This is a genomic window from Solibacillus sp. FSL W8-0372 (assembly GCF_037969735.1).
GTDB classification, from domain to species: Bacteria; Bacillota; Bacilli; order Bacillales_A; family Planococcaceae; genus Solibacillus; species Solibacillus faecavium.
Genome location: NZ_CP150204.1, coordinates 2,703,954 through 2,720,965, shown reverse-complemented (window position 1 = coordinate 2,720,965; position 17,012 = coordinate 2,703,954). Strand labels below are relative to the sequence as shown.

Here is a 17,012-nt window from a genome sequence, read left to right as displayed (position 1 = left end):
AAACAAAACTTAAGAAATCTCACAATATTTACTATAACCCGTTCATGTGATATAAGTAAAATTAATAATTCTAATATCAGATATAAGTGAGGGTTATATGATTATAAAGTTGGAAGCTTATCGTATCTTCAATGAAGTGAGTCGAAATAAAAGTTTTTCAAAGGCAGCGGCAGCGTTATACATGACACAGCCAGCAGTTAGTCAGTCCATTTCAAAACTTGAAAAAGAACTTGATATCATTTTATTTAATAGAACTCCAAAAGGGGTAACATTAACAGAAGAAGGCGAGCTGTTACATGAATATGTTAATTCCGCTCTTGGTATTTTAGACGCTGGGGAAGAAAAAATTGCCGAATTTAAAAACTTGCGTACAGGCGTTTTACGTATTGGTGTCGGGGATACAATTTCAAGGTACTTTTTACTGCCTTATTTAGAGGCATTCCATATTAAATATCCTGGCATTAAGTTAAAGGTTCTAAACGGTACAACAAATGAAATATTAGCTTTTATTAAGTCTGGGGAAGCGGATTTAGGCATTTGTAATCTGCCAATACAAGATCCTCAGCTTCAAGTTATCCCTTGTAAGGAGATTCATGATATATTAGTGTGCGGACAAAAATATAAAAACTTAACGAAAAAACCGATTCGGTTCGATATGCTTATGAAGCTGCCATTGATTTTTCTTGAAAAAAAGGCGAATTCCCGTAATTATGTGGAAAACTATCTAAAAGAACAAGGCTATACAATTTCACCTGAATTCGAATTGGGCTCTCATGATTTAGTATTGGAATTTGCTAAAATCAATTTAGGCGTCGCGAGCGTAACAAAAGAGTTTGCAACCGACTACTTAAAAAAAGGGCTTTTATATGAAATTGAGCTCCAACAGCCAATTCCTAAGCGCAGTTTAGGGGTTGTCCATTTAAAAAATGTTTCACTTTCAAAAGCAACGAGAAAATTTATCGCTATTGTTGATCCGGGAATCATTCATTAATAGAAGAAAATGAGGAATAAATATGACAACTAATTTTAACGACTATTCATTATCACAAGAATTACAGCGTGCACTTAAAGATTTGGATTACAGTACACCGACTGAAGTACAGCAAAAGGTTTTGCCCCATGCTTTAAAAGACGAAGATTTAATCGTAAAAGCACAAACAGGAAGTGGAAAAACTGCTGCATTCGCGATTCCAATTTGCGAAAATATAGAATGGATTGAAAACAAGCCACAAGCGCTCGTACTAACACCGACACGTGAACTAGCTGTCCAAGTAAAAGAAGAATTCACAAATATTGGACGCTACAAACGTATTAAAGCGACAGCATTGTACGGGAAGCAACCATTCCGTTATCAGCAAGATGAACTAAAACAAAAAACACATGTTGCAGTAGGAACGCCAGGACGCGTATTGGATCATATTGAAAAGGGCACGTTAAAACTGGATAAAATTCGCTATGTAGTTCTTGATGAAGCAGATGAAATGCTTAACATGGGCTTTATTGATCAGGTAGAAGCAATTTTAGCACATGTTGAACATCGTGAAGTTATGATGCTGTTTTCTGCAACTGTGCCAGATACGATAAAAAAACTTGCATCCAATTATTTAAAGGCTCCGATTGATATCGAAGTACACTCAGAGGAGGCTGCTCCAAAAATTGAGCATGCTGTGATAGAAGTACACGATGAGGAGAAAACAGCAGCTGTAGAAAAAATTGCGGTTGTAGAAAATCCGGATACATGTATTATTTTCTGCCGTACGAAAGACCGTGTTGATGCTCTCCATGATTATTTATACGACCGTAAGTACAGTGTCGATAAACTGCATGGCGGGATGGATCAGTCTACGCGTTTACTTGTCATGAATGATTTCAAGCGTGGGGATTTCCGTTATTTAGTGGCGACAGATGTTGCAGCGCGTGGTATTGATATTGAGAACATTTCACTAGTGATTAACTATGATTTACCAATGGAAAAAGAAGCCTATGTCCATCGTACAGGTCGAACAGGGCGTGCTGGCAAGCAAGGGAAGGCTGTCACGTTTATTACACCGTTTGAACATGAGTTTTTAGCAGGAATTGAAGAATTGATTGGGTTTACAATTCCAAAAGTGAATTTGCCGACACATGAAGAAGTAGAAGCAAAGGCAGAAGCATTTGATAAAAAAATGCAAAGTCGACCACAGAAGAAAAAACAAAAGAATGCTAAGGTTGATGCAAACATTACAAAGCTCTACTTTAATGGCGGTAAGAAGAAGAAGCTACGTGCCATTGATTTTGTCGGGACGATTGCAAAAATTCCTGGCATGACTGCTGCAGATATCGGCATTATTACAATTTTAGATACGTCCTCATTCGTGGAAATTCTAAATGGGAAGGGCAACCTCGTATTAAAAGCGATGAAAACAACGCCAATAAAAGGTAAGCAATTAAAAGTGCATATTTCGACTAGCGGTAAATAGTTTAAAAAGTCGTATTGAACATTATATAACGTTCAATACGACTTTTATTTGTTATGAGGAAGTTTAATTATTTTCCGCGTTTTTGATATAAAACCATAATAAATTTGCGAGCTCGACATTTTCCCCAGCATGAGGCGTATTTGCAAAAGCTTCACGAAATGGTTTTAGCAATGCTTCAATGACGGCAATACGTAATTCATTGCGCTGTAGCTCATCTAGAATACTTTCCGTAAATTGAGCTCCTACCCCATTTGCGGCATCCAATTTTAACTGGTCAAGAAACCCTTGGACTTTTTCAATTAAATCGCTCTTTGTTACCGATTGGTAAATTTTTTTCTCCTCAACTAGTTGAAGAGCATCTTGAGTAATTAATATTTCGCCATTTTCCAACATGGAAGGGTAAATTGCTTTAATATTGCGAAGTGCAATCCTTAAAATCTTCTTCGGATCAATCATATCCTTATAAAATAAGCGATGACAATACGTTAAATGATGCACCATCGCGAAAAACAAAATAGCGAGCTCAAGAGTATAAGGGCGTACTTTTTCGCCAAAAATATCGGTGAACCGATTAGATACCCATTCAATTTCCAGTAAGCGATAGCGCTCTAATAATTCCCTGAGCTCCTTATCGTTCGACTGAAAAATATTTTCAAACACGGATGCTAGATTTTGTTTCTTATTTATTTGCATAAGTACGAGTATTTGTTCCAACAATAAATTTTCATCTGTATTATCTTGGTTTAATAGCATTTCATGGCGTAACAAGCTCGCTTCATAACGGGTTTGCTCCATAATTGCTGTAAAACATTCTACTTTTGAAGAAAAATAATTATAGAAAGTTCCTTTGGAAATAAGTGCTTTGTCCAAAATGTCTTGTATTGATGTTTCATGGAAGCCTTTTTCAATAAAAAGCTGTAATGCACTGTCTAGCACCTGTCTTTTTCGTTGATTCATGAGTTTCCTCCAAATAAATATATCCGATTCAGTGTGCATATAAAAAATAAATAGAAAAAAACATTTCTATATACGCTGATTTATACTCCTATTCTACTGACTGAAACGCGTATTAGCAATGTTTTTAGACTTAGAGTATAAAATTGTTGTATTTATTGGACTCCGAGTATAAAATAGTTCGAGTATAGAAATAGGAAGTTTGAACGTATAAAGAAGGGAAATAAAATTTATGGATAAAACACAAGATATAAAGACATTTAAAAAACCTCCATATTTAATGATTGCTGTATTATTTGTCGGGGCGTTTGTAGCATTTTTAAATAACACATTATTAAACGTAGCCTTACCATCTATTATGGTAGCGTTTGATATTCAAGATTATTCAACTGTTCAATGGTTAGCAACAGGCTATATGCTTGTAAGTGGGGTATTGGTTCCTGCTTCGGCATATTTAATTACAAAGTTCAGAACAAGACCTTTGTTCATTTTATCGATGGCGATTTTCGTTATTGGTACAGCATTGGCCTCATTTGCGCCTAGCTTCGCACTTTTATTAGCGGGTCGTATGATTCAAGCTGCTGGTGCAGCAACGATGGCACCAATTTTAATGAACGTAATGCTGATTAGTTTTCCGGTTGAAAAGCGCGGGCAGGCAATGGGGATGTTCGGTTTAGTTATGGTACTGGCACCAGCAATCGGACCAACACTATCAGGGTGGATTGTGGAACATTACGACTGGAGCGTTCTGTTCAAAATGATTCTTCCAATTGCCGTTTTATCACTCTTACTGGCAGTTTGGAAACTGGAAGATGTCCTTCCAAATCGTGATGCTAAAATCGATATACTTTCTATTGTATTGTCTACAATCGGTTTTGGCGGATTGTTATACGGCTTCAGTACAGCAAGTTCAGCTGGCTGGTCAGCAATAGAAGTATGGGGTACGATTGCTGCAGGGGCAATTGGTTTAGCATGGTTTATCGTACGTCAATTCAACTTAGAACAACCATTACTAGATTTACGAATTTACACATACCCTTCGTATGCATTGGCTTCTGTCGTATCAATGGTACTATCTGTAGCTATGTTCTCAGGGATGATTTTAACACCGGCTTATGTACAAAATGTTCGTGGAATCGAACCATTTGAAGCAGGATTAATGATGTTGCCTGGTGCAATTATGATGGGGATTATGTCACCAATTACCGGGAAGTTATTCGATCGATTCGGACCGCGTATTCTAGCCGTTATAGGATTAACTATTACAACATTGGCGACAGTAGGTTTAGGTTATTTGGATGTCGATTCATCATATTTATATATCATTTCGGTATATACAATTCGTATGTTTGGTATTTCAATGGTAATGATGCCGATTATGACAAACGGTTTAAATGCATTACCTAACCGTTTGAATCCACATGGTACAGCAATGAACAATACAGCTCAGCAAGTTGCTGGAGCGATTGGTACAGCTGTCCTAGTAACTGTCTTCAACTCTCATACAAAAACACGTGCAGCAGAAATTGCGGCTGATCTTAAAGCAAATGCTTCATCTGCTGTCCAACCGACAGCAGAGCAAATCGCGCAAGTTCAGGCACAGGTAATGCAACAAGCAATGCTTGACGGCATTACATTCAGTTTCTTCGTAGCAGCAGCTGTAACAGTAGTTGCTTTAGTGTTAGCATTATTTATTAAGCGTGTTGACGTGACGAAACGTGAGGACTATACAGGTCCAGTGCCACAAAAGAAATAATAAATAATCGGATCAATCGGCGGGAGTTTTTTGCTCCTGCCGTTTTTTATTTGATATAATTGGTAAAATTATATTTTATAAAAGAGGAGTAAAAAAATGATTGGACAAATAGGGCAAGTAATGTTGTATGTAGAGGATCAGGAGCGATCAAAAAAATTTTGGACTGAAAAATTAGGCTTTACCGTAGTTTCAGATATTAATAATGGAATGCGTATTATTACAATAGTGCCAAATGAAAATGCACAAACAAGTATTGTTTTACATGATAAAAAGAAGATTGCGGAAATGTCTCCCGAGTTAAATTTAACGACACCTTCTTTAATGTTTTATGCTGAAAATTTAGATGAGTTATATAGAGACTATCAAACTAAAGGAATTACAGTTGGAGAGTTTATGGAAATGCCTTTTGGTAAAGTATTTAACTTTGCCGATGATGAAGAAAATTACTTTGCTGTTATGGAGAAATAACGAAAAGAGCTGTGCCTATTGGTCACAGCTCTTTTTCGTTACTGCTTTCTTTTTTGGAGAAGTTTACGTGCTTTTTCTGTATTGGCAAAATGCCACTTTGTCATAGAACGAAGTGTCTCTTCTCCAAATTTCAGCCAAATTTTTGCTGCCATTTCGTCCACTTTACCACTGGCTCCTTTTTGAAGGGGAAAACCTGTAACCTTTGAGAGACGATCCATTTCCTTTAAAAAAGCATACCTTGCCAATATCGATGCTGTTGCAACAGCTACATGCAGGTTTTCTGCTTTTGTCGAGAACAGAACTTTTTCCCGCACAATTTCTTTCTCATTTTTAATATGATTGTAATAAATCCCGCGTTCTGCGAATTGATCTATTAAAATATATTCAGGCGTCTCGGGAGCTATTTTAGTTAGGACATGCTTGATAGCCTGATTGTGAAGCATTGCCTTTATTTTACCTTGGGAATACCCGCGTGCCTGGATTTCGTTATATTTGTCATTGCGAAGTGTCAATATGCTATGGGCACATACTTTCATTAAATCCGGTGCAATTTTGCGCATATAGTCGTCTGTTAATTGTTTGGAATCTTTGACACCCAATTCCTTTACGAGTGCGATTTTGTCGGCTGGAACATACACTGCTGCCACCGTAACAGGTCCAAAATAATCTCCTGTTCCCGTTTCGTCTGAACCAATTACCGATAATGCTGCAAAATTATCCGGTAGCGTATCCCCTTTAATGGAAACTTTTTTCGTAGTTTGGGAACTTACTTGCCCCCAGCGTGCAGCTTCCCGTTCCGCACCAGCGCCTTGAAACATGACTTTGCCGGATTTATAGGCGGTAATTGCGGTATCGGCAAGTTTTACTGCAAATAAAACTCCAGGAGCCTTTCGTTCGATGATTGCGTCTTTATAGAAATGTTTAATTGTTTGCTGTTGTTCAGCACTACATAGTAGAACGATATTTGTCATAAGTAATCCTTTCAAAAAACATTCATTTTTAAGTAGTATAACTTTTGACGAAAGAAAGGGGAAATAACAAATTCATTTAATGTTTCGATGAACATTAACGTCATGGTGTTGCGATAGTGAAATGGGAAATGATATGATGTACAATATGAAAATAGCATCGTTTTATAAAATAACAGCAATCGGGTTTGCTTTTAACCATTTCATTAAGTAAGAATTGAAAAAGTATTTTCGTACTGTTTACATATTCTTTCTGGAGGGATTATTTTGGCTGAGCAAGAGAAGAATCGCATTTCCGTAGAAATATATGGCAATACATATAAAATGGTAGGAACAGAATCATCGGGTCATATGCGTCTTGTTGCTTCAATAGTAGATGACAAAATGCGGGAAATCGGTGCACATAATCCATCATTGGATACAGCGAAACTTGCTGTACTTACAGCAGTTAATTCAGTTCATGATTATTTACTATTAAAAAAACAATTTGAAAAATTAGAAGAACAATTGAAACAATTGAAGGGTTGACATACATGTTAGATATATTTATTTTAGCTGTCTTTATCATTAGCCTTATAATTGGAGCGAAACGAGGGCTCGTTGTCCAATTAATAAATATCGGTAGTTTTATAATTGCCCTAGTTGTGGCCATAATTTATTATAAGCCGCTTGCAGAAAAATTTGTACTGTGGATACCGTATCCAGGGTTTACAGAAGGTGCAACGATGACATTAGTACTCGACTCACTTGATGTCGATCGTACATTTTATCGCGTATTTGCATTTGCCATCATTTTCTTTGCTGTAAAAATAGCGTTACAAATTGTTGGCTCAATGTTTGATTTTTTAACGTATTTACCTGTGCTGAGTTCTTTAAACTATTTATTGGGCGCAGTACTTGGATTTGTTGAAATGTACCTTATTTTATTTATTGGATTATATGTCGTTGCATTACTGCCGATTGAATCCATCCAATCTATTATTGACGGATCTATTCTAGCTGGAATGATGTTGGAGCATACGCCAATTATTACGAGCATGTTTCAAAACTGGTGGTATATTTATAAAAACTAACTTTTTTAGCTAGTGTCCTACATTCAGTATGAAGTTCTTGAAGAAAATCAGCTGCTATATACAATAACAGCTGACTTACCTACGTCTAGGCGCCAAATGCACCGGGATGTAATGGATTGAAAATCATGCGAAAGCTTCTCTCGATTTTCGGGAGGAGCTTTTTTAAAGGGGGAGGCAATTATTAATGAACAAAAAAATTATTATTCGTACTTTAGAAAAAATTGCGTTATATATGGAACTACAAGCAGAAAATCCATTTAAAGTATCTGCATTCCGCAAAGCGGCAGCTGCCCTTGAGGCGGACGAGCGTAGTCTAAGTGAAATTGATGATATTACTGCAATCAAAGGGATAGGTAAAGGTACTGCGTCAGTTATTACAGAACTGATGGAAACGGGAGAATCCAGTGTCTTAAAGGAGCTTGAAGAAGCCGTACCTAAAGGACTAGTACCGCTTATGAAATTACCGGGTTTAGGAGGAAAAAAACTTGCGAAACTTTATCAGGAGCTTCACATTGTCGATGCTGATACATTAAAGATAGCGTGTGAAACAGGAAAAGTACGTGAGTTGGCTGGGTTTGCGGCAAAAACTGAAGAAAAGATTCTAAAGGAACTTGAGAATTTTGGGACCCGGGCAGAACGATTACCAATTTGGCAACTTGAGCCTGTAGTATTGGAAATTAATGAGCTTTTAGCAAGCCTGCCTGAAGTCGAGCTATTTTCAGTTGCAGGAAGTTTCCGACGAGTTGCGGAAACAAGTAAAGATATAGATTTTATCGTGGCTACTAACGAATATGAAGTTGTTCGTGAGGCTATTCTAAAACACCTGGCAATATTAGAGACAGTTGCTGCTGGTGATACAAAAGTATCTGTGATTTTAGACCGGGAAGACCCGGTAAGTGTAGATTTCCGGCTAGTAAAACGAGAAGAGTATGCAACAGCACTTCATCACTTTACAGGTTCGAAAGATCATAATGTGCGTATGCGTCAATTGGCTAAATCAATGGGGAAAAAAATTAGTGAGTACGGTGTGGAACAAGAGGATGGTACAATCGAAACTTTTGAAACAGAAGAAGCGTTTTTTGCCCATTTTAATTTACCATTTATCCCACCAACAGTACGGGAAAGCGGGAAGGAACTTGATCGCTTGGATGAACTTCAGGACTTAGTTGCATTAGATAATATTGTCGCGGATCTGCATATGCATACAACTTGGTCTGATGGTGCGCATTCTGTCAGTGAGATGGGGCATGCTTTAATTGAAAAGGGCTATTCATATGCTGTCATTACCGATCATTCACAATATTTAAAAGTAGCAAATGGTTTAACTCCAGAAAGATTAGAATTACAGAAGCTAGATATTTATGCTTTTAACGAAGCGAACCCTGACTTCCGACTATACCGTGGAACAGAAATGGATATTTTACCAGATGGGACTCTTGATTTTGGTGACGATGTATTAAAAGATTTAGATTTTGTGATTGCTTCCATTCACTCGAGTTTTACACAATCCCAGGATAAAATTATGGCACGTTTAAAAACAGCCATTGAAAATCCATATGTCCATATGATTGCACATCCGACTGGGCGAATCGTAGGGCAGCGCGGAGGCTACGATCCGGATGTTCCCCTTTTAATTGAGTGGGCAGCAGAAAATGGAAAAATATTAGAATTAAATGCAAGTCCTTATCGTTTAGATTTAAGTATCGAGTTTTTACAGTTAGCGATGGAAAAGAATGTTCCAATCGCAATCAATACAGATGCACATGCAATTGACCAATTGCGCTACATGGATATTGGTGTTAAATATGCACAAAAAGCATGGTTAAAGAGAGAATTAATCGTTAATACATGGTCTAAAGAAAAATTCGAAGCATTTATTAAAAAAAATAAAGAAAAGTAATAGGAGGTGTTCTCATGATCGAACAACGAGCATTGAAAACACTAGAATTTCATAAAGTGCGTGAGCAAGTAGCGGTATTTTGTACAAACTCTATAGGGAAACAAGCGATTGATGAGCTCGTACCAGAAACGGACTATGATACAGTTGTGGAACTATTAGAGGAAATGGATGAAGGCTTAGCCATTTTACGTGTAAAAGGCAATGTACCGATGGGTGGAATTTTTGATGTACGCCCTCATGCACGTCGTTCTCAAATTGGCGGTATGCTAAGTCCGATGGAGTTGATGGAAATCGCAAGTACAATTCGTGCAAGCCGAATTTTACGTAATTTCATTGAAGATATTGAATCTGAGAATGCGATTGACATTCCTCATTTTATCGAACGGAAAGAACAAATGCCTGTATTGACGGCATTACAGCATGAAATTAATGATTGTATTGATGATAACGGGACAGTCCTTGATTCTGCAAGTGCTACACTACGTTCGATTAGACAGTCATTGCGATCAGAAGAGTCCAAAGTACGTCAAAAGCTGGAAAGTATGACACGTGGGTCGAATGCAACGAAAATGCTGTCAGACGCGATTATTACGATTCGTAATGACCGATTCGTAATCCCAGTCAAACAGGAGTATCGTTCACATTATGGCGGTATTGTCCACGACCAGTCTGCTTCGGGTCAAACATTGTTTATTGAGCCTGATGCAGTGATTCAAGCGAACAACGAAGTGCAACGTCTAAAAGTGAAAGAAAAGGCAGAAATCGAACGCATTTTATCTGAGCTTACATTAAAGGTACAGGAAGTCGGACATGAAATATTTGTTCTTGTACAATTACTTGGAGAAATCGATGTGATTTTAGCAAAAGGGAAATATGGACAAGCGAATAAATGTACAATGCCAAAGATGAATAATGAAGGCTATACACGCCTCATACGTTCCCGACATCCTCTTTTACCAATTGAAGAAGCAGTTGCCAATACAATTGAATTTGGGCGTGATGTGACAGCAATTGTAATAACTGGACCAAATACAGGTGGTAAAACGGTTACTTTGAAAACAGTGGGGCTTTGTACGATCATGGCACAGTGCGGCTTGCCAGTCCCGGCTCTTGACGGTTCGGAGCTAGCTGTATTTGAGCAAATCTTTGCAGATATAGGTGATGAGCAATCGATTGAGCAGTCCTTGTCAACATTCTCTTCTCATATGGTTAATATAGTAGATATTTTAAGTAAGTTTAATGAGAAGTCTTTAATTTTATTTGATGAGCTTGGAGCAGGTACAGACCCTCAAGAAGGTGCAGCGCTGGCCATTGCCATTTTAGATGAAACAGTAAATCGTGGTGCACGTGTTATGGCAACTTCGCACTACCCTGAGTTAAAGGCATACGGATATAACCGACCATTAGTTGTCAATGCAAGTGTAGAATTCGACGTAGAAACACTTAGCCCAACTTACCGATTGTTAATCGGTGTACCAGGTCGTTCAAACGCATTTGAAATTTCCAAACGTTTAGGCTTGAAAACAAATATCATTGACCATGCGAAATCATTCACAGGTACAGACCGTCATGAAGTTGAGTCAATGATTGCGTCGCTTGAAGAAAGCCGTTTGCGCTCCGAGCGTGAAGCGGACGAAGCACATATTTTACTCGAAGAAGCTCAACAGATTCGTGCAGAACTGGAAGAACGCCTTCGAATTTATGATGAGAAAAAAGATAACTTAGAGAAAAAGGCGAAAGAAAAGGCACGTAAAATTATTGATGAAGCGAAAAGAGAAGCCGAATCGGTAATTGAAGATTTAAGAAAAATGAAAGAAAATGCAGCATTAACTGTAAAAGAGCATGAGTTAATTGAGGCGAAAAAACGATTGGACAATGCAACACCAGTCGAAAACAAAGTACTGCAAAAGGCAGTTGCAGCCCGAGAACGTAAACAAAATCTTCAAGTAGGCGACGAAGTAAAAGTATTAAGTTACGGACAAAAAGGGACAATTCTTCAAAAGGCTGGCAATGAGTGGGTAGTTCAAATTGGTATTTTAAAGATGAAATTACCTGAATCTGATTTAGAATACATGAAACCTGAGAAAGAGCAGGTTACCCGTCCGATGATGAATGTGAAAAATCGCAATAGCGTCGTAAAGTTGGAACTTGATTTACGTGGAGAGCGATATGAGGAAGCGCTCATTCGCACAGAAAAGTATCTGGATGATGCTTTATTAGCCAACTATCCACGCGTCTCGATTATCCATGGTAAAGGAACTGGGGCATTACGACAAGGAATTCAAAGTTTCCTGAAAAATCATAAGCGTGTTAAATCGTTCCGTTACGGTGAAGCAGGTGAAGGTGGCTTTGGTGTAACTGTCGTGGAACTAAAATAATAGTTGCTCCTTTTTAATTATCCGCTAATATTAGTAATAGGAAGAAAATTTAAAGGGGGTAAAATGGATTGCTAGGTTCAAATTTTTGGCACCATCCTCTCGTAGAAACGGCAGGTTATTTTAGTGTCGTAGTCCTTTGCTTATTCGTATCGATGATCTTATTTGAAGTTGTAACAAAGTATAAAAATTGGGATGAAATAAAAAAAGGGAATGTTGCAGTCGCTTTAGCTACCGGTGGGAAAATTTTAGGTGTGTGCAATATTTTCAGATATTCCATTAACCAGCATACATCCTTTATTGAAATGCTGGGCTGGGGTTTGTTCGGTTTTATACTGCTGATTTTTGCCTATTTTTTATTTGAATTTCTAACACCGAAGTTTAATGTTGACGAAGAAATAGCGGCAGATAATCGCTCGGTAGGTTTTATTTCATTTACGATTTCACTTGGTTTATCCTTTGTAATAGGAGCAAGTATATCTTAGGAGTTTAAATATGGAAACTTTATCGAAAATACTAATAGCCGTCTGCATAATATTTCTCGTAGTCGGTATTTACTACATGATGACCCTTTAGGCTTAGGAGCAAATGAACTAACATAACTGTTAGTTTCAGGTTGTCGACAAAAGGCATCGAGAGCTCGTCTCTCGATGCCTTTTGTCATTTCTTTTATCAAATTAGGCTCCGAAGTTCTGTAAAAGGGCTCCTCTTCGAGGGAAGATGCCCTCATCTAAGCTCCTTGCCAAGTCCATGTGGCAAGTTTCTTCAAGTTCATGGCAGCAAAAGTAAGCATCGCCTGCATGGACAATTTTTTAAGGCCTCTTAGCGTTGTCCATCGCATACCATGCTTCTCTTTCGCATCCGCAAAGACACGCTCAACCGTCTCTTTTCGTTTTGCATAAATGGATTTAATTTCATGATGATGACGAAGATGTTCGGCTTCTTCTAGATAATCTGCCCAAATATGTCGCTGAATCATTTTCGTATGATTTTTACTTTCCGTACATTGTGCTAGAAATGGGCAATCTGCACAAACCGCTGGATTCGATTTGTATTGGCGATAGCCTTCTTTCGTCGTCGTTGTATAGCGCAACATCTGGTCATTCGGGCAAATATAGCAATTATAGTGCTCATCATAGACATACTCATGTTTACGGAAGAAGCCATCTTTCGTTTTCGGTCTTGTATAAGGAAGAACAGGCAACATTTGATTTTCTAATAAAAAGTTCGTAATCGCAGGTGTTTTATAAGCCGCATCCGCAGCAACAGCCACAGGCTTTTTCACACGATGAATGACCTTTTCAACAAGCGGTTGCAGCATATGACTATCATGGATATTGCCCGGTGTCACAATCGTACCTAATACAAAGCCACGTTCATCTGTCGCTGCATGAAATGAATAGGCAAATTGTTTTGTCCGTTCGTCCTTCACATAGTAACCACTTTCAGGGTCCGTTGTGCTCTCTTTGATTTCTTTCCATTCTTCCTTTTCAAACTTCTCCGGTGGAAACGGCTTTTTCCCGTTCTTTTCACGGTCTATGTTTAACTCTTCTTGTAGCTTTTCTTCATAAGCACGTGTCTCTTTTCGAACCATCTTCTTATCAAATTTTCGTTTATTCGCACTTGCCTTAACATGCGTAGAATCAATAAAGATATGGTCAGCTGATAATAAACCCGCATCCACAATTTCTTTCAAGATGCGATAGAAAATCTGTTCAAATACATCTGTATCCTCAAAACGCCGTGTATAATTTTTGCCAAACGTTGAGAAGTGAGGCACTTCTGTATGAAAACCGAAGCCTAAAAACCAGCGATACGCTACATTCGTTTCAATTTCCTTAATCGTTTGACGCATCGAACGAATACCAAAAACGTATTGAATCATTGTCATTTTAAATAAGACAACAGGATCAATACTTGGTCTACCGAAAGGTGAATATAAGTTTTCAACTAATGGATATACAAACGAAAAGTCAATGGCTGCCTCTAATTTACGTACGAGATGATTTTCTGGGACAAGTTGTTCAATCGTCAACATTTCTAATTGATTACGTTCATTCATTTGGTTTTTAGTCATCATATCGGGACACCTCTTTGATTTAGATAAACTATATTAGAAAGAATAGATCAAGTTGATTGGAATGGAAGGGGCGACTTCTGCGGGAATAGCGGGACTGCCGATACACCGCAGGAGCGTAGCGACGAGGAGGATTGGCACCCGCCCGCGAAACGCGTCCCCTGGAATGGAAATCAACGGTTTTCATCATTTAAATTTATTTTAAAACAAAAAAGACTGTAGGCAAACTCGAATTTCTTCGAGTTTGTCTACAGTCTGGAACTAACATAACTGTTAGTTTGTTTGCTTTTTTTGTTGGATTTTTCACTGGAATATTATGTTATTCATAAAAATGATTAATAAATACTATAATTAATACAATCATTGAAATAAAATTTTGAATATTAAAAATTTTACTGAAAAAGTATATTTCTATACTAAATGAGGGATCGATGGTTAATCTGCTACGATAATACTATAAAATCAAAAATAAATAATGAGAAAATAAACGTATAAACGAGAATAAAATGTAGAAATCTATGAAAATAGTTTGAAAGAATTTCCTTTTTTACTTATAATAATAAAAACAAGTAAAGCTTTAGCAAAGGGGAGAAGTTTTATGACAGAAAAAGTTTGGTTTTCGAGCTATCCGGAAGAAGTTCCGCATACACTGGAACTGCCTGAATTTCCAGTGCATCAATTTTTAACGCAGGCATATGAGTCTTTACCTAACAAAGTTGCTATTCACTTTATGGGGCGCGAGGTTACGTATAAAGAGTTATATGAATCAGCGATGAAGTTTGCGAATTATTTACGTTCTCTAGGGGTGGAGAAAGGTGATCGTGTAGCAATCATGTTACCGAATTGTCCGCAGGCTGTAATTGCTTATTATGGTACGATGTATGCAGGTGGAATCGTTGTTCAGACAAATCCTCTTTATACAGAACGAGAGTTGCAGTATCAAATGGCGGATTCTGGAGCGAAAGTTATTTTAGTAATGGATATTCTGTATCCACGTGTCATGAAGATAATGAATGAAACAAGTATTGAAAATGTTATTGTTTCAGGAATAAAAGATTACTTACCGTTCCCAAAAAATTTAATCTATCCGTTTATTCAAAAGAAGCAATATGGCTTTAGCGTAAAAGTTGAACATAGTGGCACAAATCACTTATTCACGGAAGTTATGAAAATGGCTAAGATGGATAAGATCGAGCTAAATTTTGATTTTGAAAATGACTTGGCATTATTGCAATATACAGGGGGTACAACAGGCTATCCAAAAGGCGTTATGCTTACACATAAAAACCTGATTGCCAATACGATGATGTGTGATGCATGGATGTACAAATGTAAAAAAGGTGAAGAATCGATTCTAGGTATCCTGCCTTTCTTCCATGTCTATGGTATGACGACAGTACTCATTTTATCAGTAATGCAGCAAGGCAAAATGGTATTATTGCCGAAGTTTGATGCTGAACAGGCTTTAAAAACAATTGATAAGCAAAAGCCAACGCTATTCCCGGGTGCACCAACGATGTATATTGGTTTATTGAATCATCCCGATTTAGCAAAGTATGATTTGTCGTCCATAAAAGCTTGTTTAAGTGGTTCGGCACCACTGCCATTAGAAGTGCAAGAGAAATTTGAAGCGTTGACTGGTGGACGCTTAGTAGAAGGATATGGTTTAACTGAAACATCTCCGGTTACGCATGCCAATCCAATTTGGGAAAATCGTATAAATGGTTCTATCGGTTTACCGTGGCCAAATACTGATTCTGTCATTTTACGTTCTGGTGAAGCAGAAATTTTACCGGTAGGAGAAATTGGTGAGATTGCCGTTAAAGGACCTCAAGTAATGAAAGGCTATTGGAATCGCCCAGAAGAAACTGCGATGACATTTTCTGATGGTTGGTTCTTAACAGGTGATTTAGGCTATATGGATGATAAAGGTTATTTCTATGTTGTAGATCGTAAAAAAGATATGATTATTGCTGGTGGTTTCAATATTTATCCGCGTGAAGTAGAAGAAGTCCTTTATGAGCATGAAGCTATTCAGGAATGTGTTGTAGCAGGTATTCCTGACCCGTATCGCGGGGAAACAGTTAAAGCCTATATTGTCTTAAAAGAAGGTAAGTCAGTTACAGACAAAGAGCTAAATGAATTTTGCCGTAAAAATTTAGCAGCCTATAAAGTACCTCGTTTTTACGAATTCCGTGCTGAACTGCCTAAAACAGCTGTAGGCAAAATTTTACGCCGTACACTTATTGATGAAGAAAAACAGAAAATGACACAGCAAGAAGCAAAATAATTAATTGTAGAGCAAACTGTTGACAGAATGTAGAACAAATTATAATATGAAAACATGAATGAATGGTCATTCATGTTTTCATATTTTTTTGGTGGTGATCAGCTTGAAACGAAACAAACCCAAATACATGCAAATAGTAGATGCTGCAGTCATAGCAATCGCAGAAAACGGCTATCATCAAGCCCAAGTTTCAAAAATTGCAAAACAGGCTGGAGTAGCTGATGGTACAATCTATTTATACTTTAAGAATAAAGAAGATATTTTAATTTCTGTATTTCAGGAAAAAATGGGTATATTCGTAGACAATTTACAGGCTATAATAAAAAGTGGAGATACTGCTTCTGATAAGTTATGTAAGATGATTGAGAATCATTTACACGTTTTATCAAGCAATCGACATCTGGCAACTGTAACTCAACTTGAGTTACGGCAATCGAATAAAGAAATTAGACTGAAAATTAATGCTATTCTAAAAGAATACTTGATTTTACTAGATCAAATTTTAATTGAAGGTATGCTTAACGGTGAATTTAATCAAGCAATGGATGTTCGTATTGCAAGACAAATGGTATTTGGGACAATCGATGAAATTACAACGACATGGGTAATGAATGACAATCGTTACAACTTATTGGAACAAGCTCCAAAAATACAGCGATTATTGTTAAATGCATTAAAAGCATAAAGGGGAT

The 17,012-nt window shown here is 37.5% G+C and carries 14 protein-coding genes; 11 read left to right on the top strand and 3 right to left on the bottom strand.

Annotated elements, in window-relative coordinates; translation table 11 throughout:
- Positions 1 to 97 precede the first annotated feature (97 nt).
- Positions 98 to 991: a LysR family transcriptional regulator gene (locus tag MKY13_RS13905; protein ID WP_191700516.1), complete on the top strand. Its 894-nt coding sequence runs from the start codon at positions 98 to 100 to the stop codon at positions 989 to 991.
- 22 nt (positions 992 to 1,013) lie between these two features.
- Positions 1,014 to 2,459: a DEAD/DEAH box helicase gene (locus MKY13_RS13900; RefSeq protein WP_339213397.1), complete on the top strand. Its 1,446-nt coding sequence runs from the start codon at positions 1,014 to 1,016 to the stop codon at positions 2,457 to 2,459.
- 63 nt (positions 2,460 to 2,522) lie between these two features.
- On the opposite strand, the gene MKY13_RS13895 is transcribed toward MKY13_RS13900, so the two are convergent.
- Positions 2,523 to 3,416: a TetR/AcrR family transcriptional regulator gene (locus MKY13_RS13895; protein WP_339213395.1), complete on the bottom strand. Its 894-nt coding sequence runs from the start codon at positions 3,414 to 3,416 to the stop codon at positions 2,523 to 2,525.
- A gap of 229 nt (positions 3,417 to 3,645) precedes the next feature.
- On the opposite strand from MKY13_RS13895, the gene MKY13_RS13890 reads away from it, so the two are divergent.
- Together MKY13_RS13890 and MKY13_RS13885 are read left to right on the top strand one after the other, a co-directional pair.
- A complete protein-coding gene (locus MKY13_RS13890; protein WP_191700513.1) occupies positions 3,646 to 5,169 on the top strand; it encodes a DHA2 family efflux MFS transporter permease subunit in 1,524 nt (507 codons plus the stop codon).
- 96 nt (positions 5,170 to 5,265) lie between these two features.
- Positions 5,266 to 5,637: a VOC family protein gene (locus tag MKY13_RS13885; protein WP_191700512.1), complete on the top strand. Its 372-nt coding sequence runs from the start codon at positions 5,266 to 5,268 to the stop codon at positions 5,635 to 5,637.
- A 38-nt stretch (positions 5,638 to 5,675) separates the two neighbouring features.
- Here the strand turns inward: MKY13_RS13885 and rnhC are convergent, their stop codons facing one another.
- Positions 5,676 to 6,608 carry a ribonuclease HIII gene (gene rnhC / locus MKY13_RS13880; RefSeq protein ID WP_339213392.1) on the bottom strand — a complete coding sequence of 311 codons (933 nt, stop codon included), beginning with the start codon at positions 6,606 to 6,608 and terminating at the stop codon, positions 5,676 to 5,678.
- A 264-nt stretch (positions 6,609 to 6,872) separates the two neighbouring features.
- Between rnhC and zapA the strand changes: the two genes are divergently transcribed.
- The 5 genes from zapA (at position 6,873) to MKY13_RS13855 (ending at position 12,438) form a co-directional block, all read left to right on the top strand.
- On the top strand, positions 6,873 to 7,133 hold the full coding sequence (gene zapA, locus MKY13_RS13875) for a cell division protein ZapA (protein WP_191700510.1): 261 nt from the start codon (positions 6,873 to 6,875) through the stop codon (positions 7,131 to 7,133).
- A 5-nt stretch (positions 7,134 to 7,138) separates the two neighbouring features.
- Entirely contained in the window at positions 7,139 to 7,678 is a 540-nt protein-coding gene (locus tag MKY13_RS13870) for a CvpA family protein (protein WP_191700509.1), read from the top strand.
- Positions 7,679 to 7,862: 184 nt separating this feature from the next.
- The gene (gene polX, locus MKY13_RS13865; RefSeq protein ID WP_339213390.1) at positions 7,863 to 9,578 is read left to right on the top strand and encodes a DNA polymerase/3'-5' exonuclease PolX; all 1,716 of its coding nucleotides are present in this window, start codon (positions 7,863 to 7,865) and stop codon (positions 9,576 to 9,578) included.
- Positions 9,579 to 9,592: 14 nt separating this feature from the next.
- Complete coding sequence (locus MKY13_RS13860; protein ID WP_339213388.1) at positions 9,593 to 11,956, top strand: endonuclease MutS2; 2,364 nt, start codon at positions 9,593 to 9,595, stop codon at positions 11,954 to 11,956.
- Between the two features lie 68 nt (positions 11,957 to 12,024).
- Positions 12,025 to 12,438, top strand: coding sequence for a DUF350 domain-containing protein (locus tag MKY13_RS13855; RefSeq protein ID WP_191700506.1), 414 nt, complete (start codon positions 12,025 to 12,027; stop codon positions 12,436 to 12,438).
- A 245-nt stretch (positions 12,439 to 12,683) separates the two neighbouring features.
- On the opposite strand, the gene MKY13_RS13850 is transcribed toward MKY13_RS13855, so the two are convergent.
- Positions 12,684 to 14,033 (bottom strand): IS1182 family transposase, encoded by a 1,350-nt coding sequence (locus tag MKY13_RS13850; RefSeq protein ID WP_191701905.1) that lies wholly within the window; start codon positions 14,031 to 14,033, stop codon positions 12,684 to 12,686.
- A 595-nt stretch (positions 14,034 to 14,628) separates the two neighbouring features.
- On the opposite strand from MKY13_RS13850, the gene MKY13_RS13845 reads away from it, so the two are divergent.
- Positions 14,629 to 16,320 (top strand): long-chain-fatty-acid--CoA ligase, encoded by a 1,692-nt coding sequence (locus MKY13_RS13845; RefSeq protein WP_191700505.1) that lies wholly within the window; start codon positions 14,629 to 14,631, stop codon positions 16,318 to 16,320.
- Positions 16,321 to 16,423: 103 nt separating this feature from the next.
- The gene (locus MKY13_RS13840; RefSeq protein WP_191700504.1) at positions 16,424 to 17,005 is read left to right on the top strand and encodes a TetR/AcrR family transcriptional regulator; all 582 of its coding nucleotides are present in this window, start codon (positions 16,424 to 16,426) and stop codon (positions 17,003 to 17,005) included.
- Positions 17,006 to 17,012: the final 7 nt, after the last annotated feature.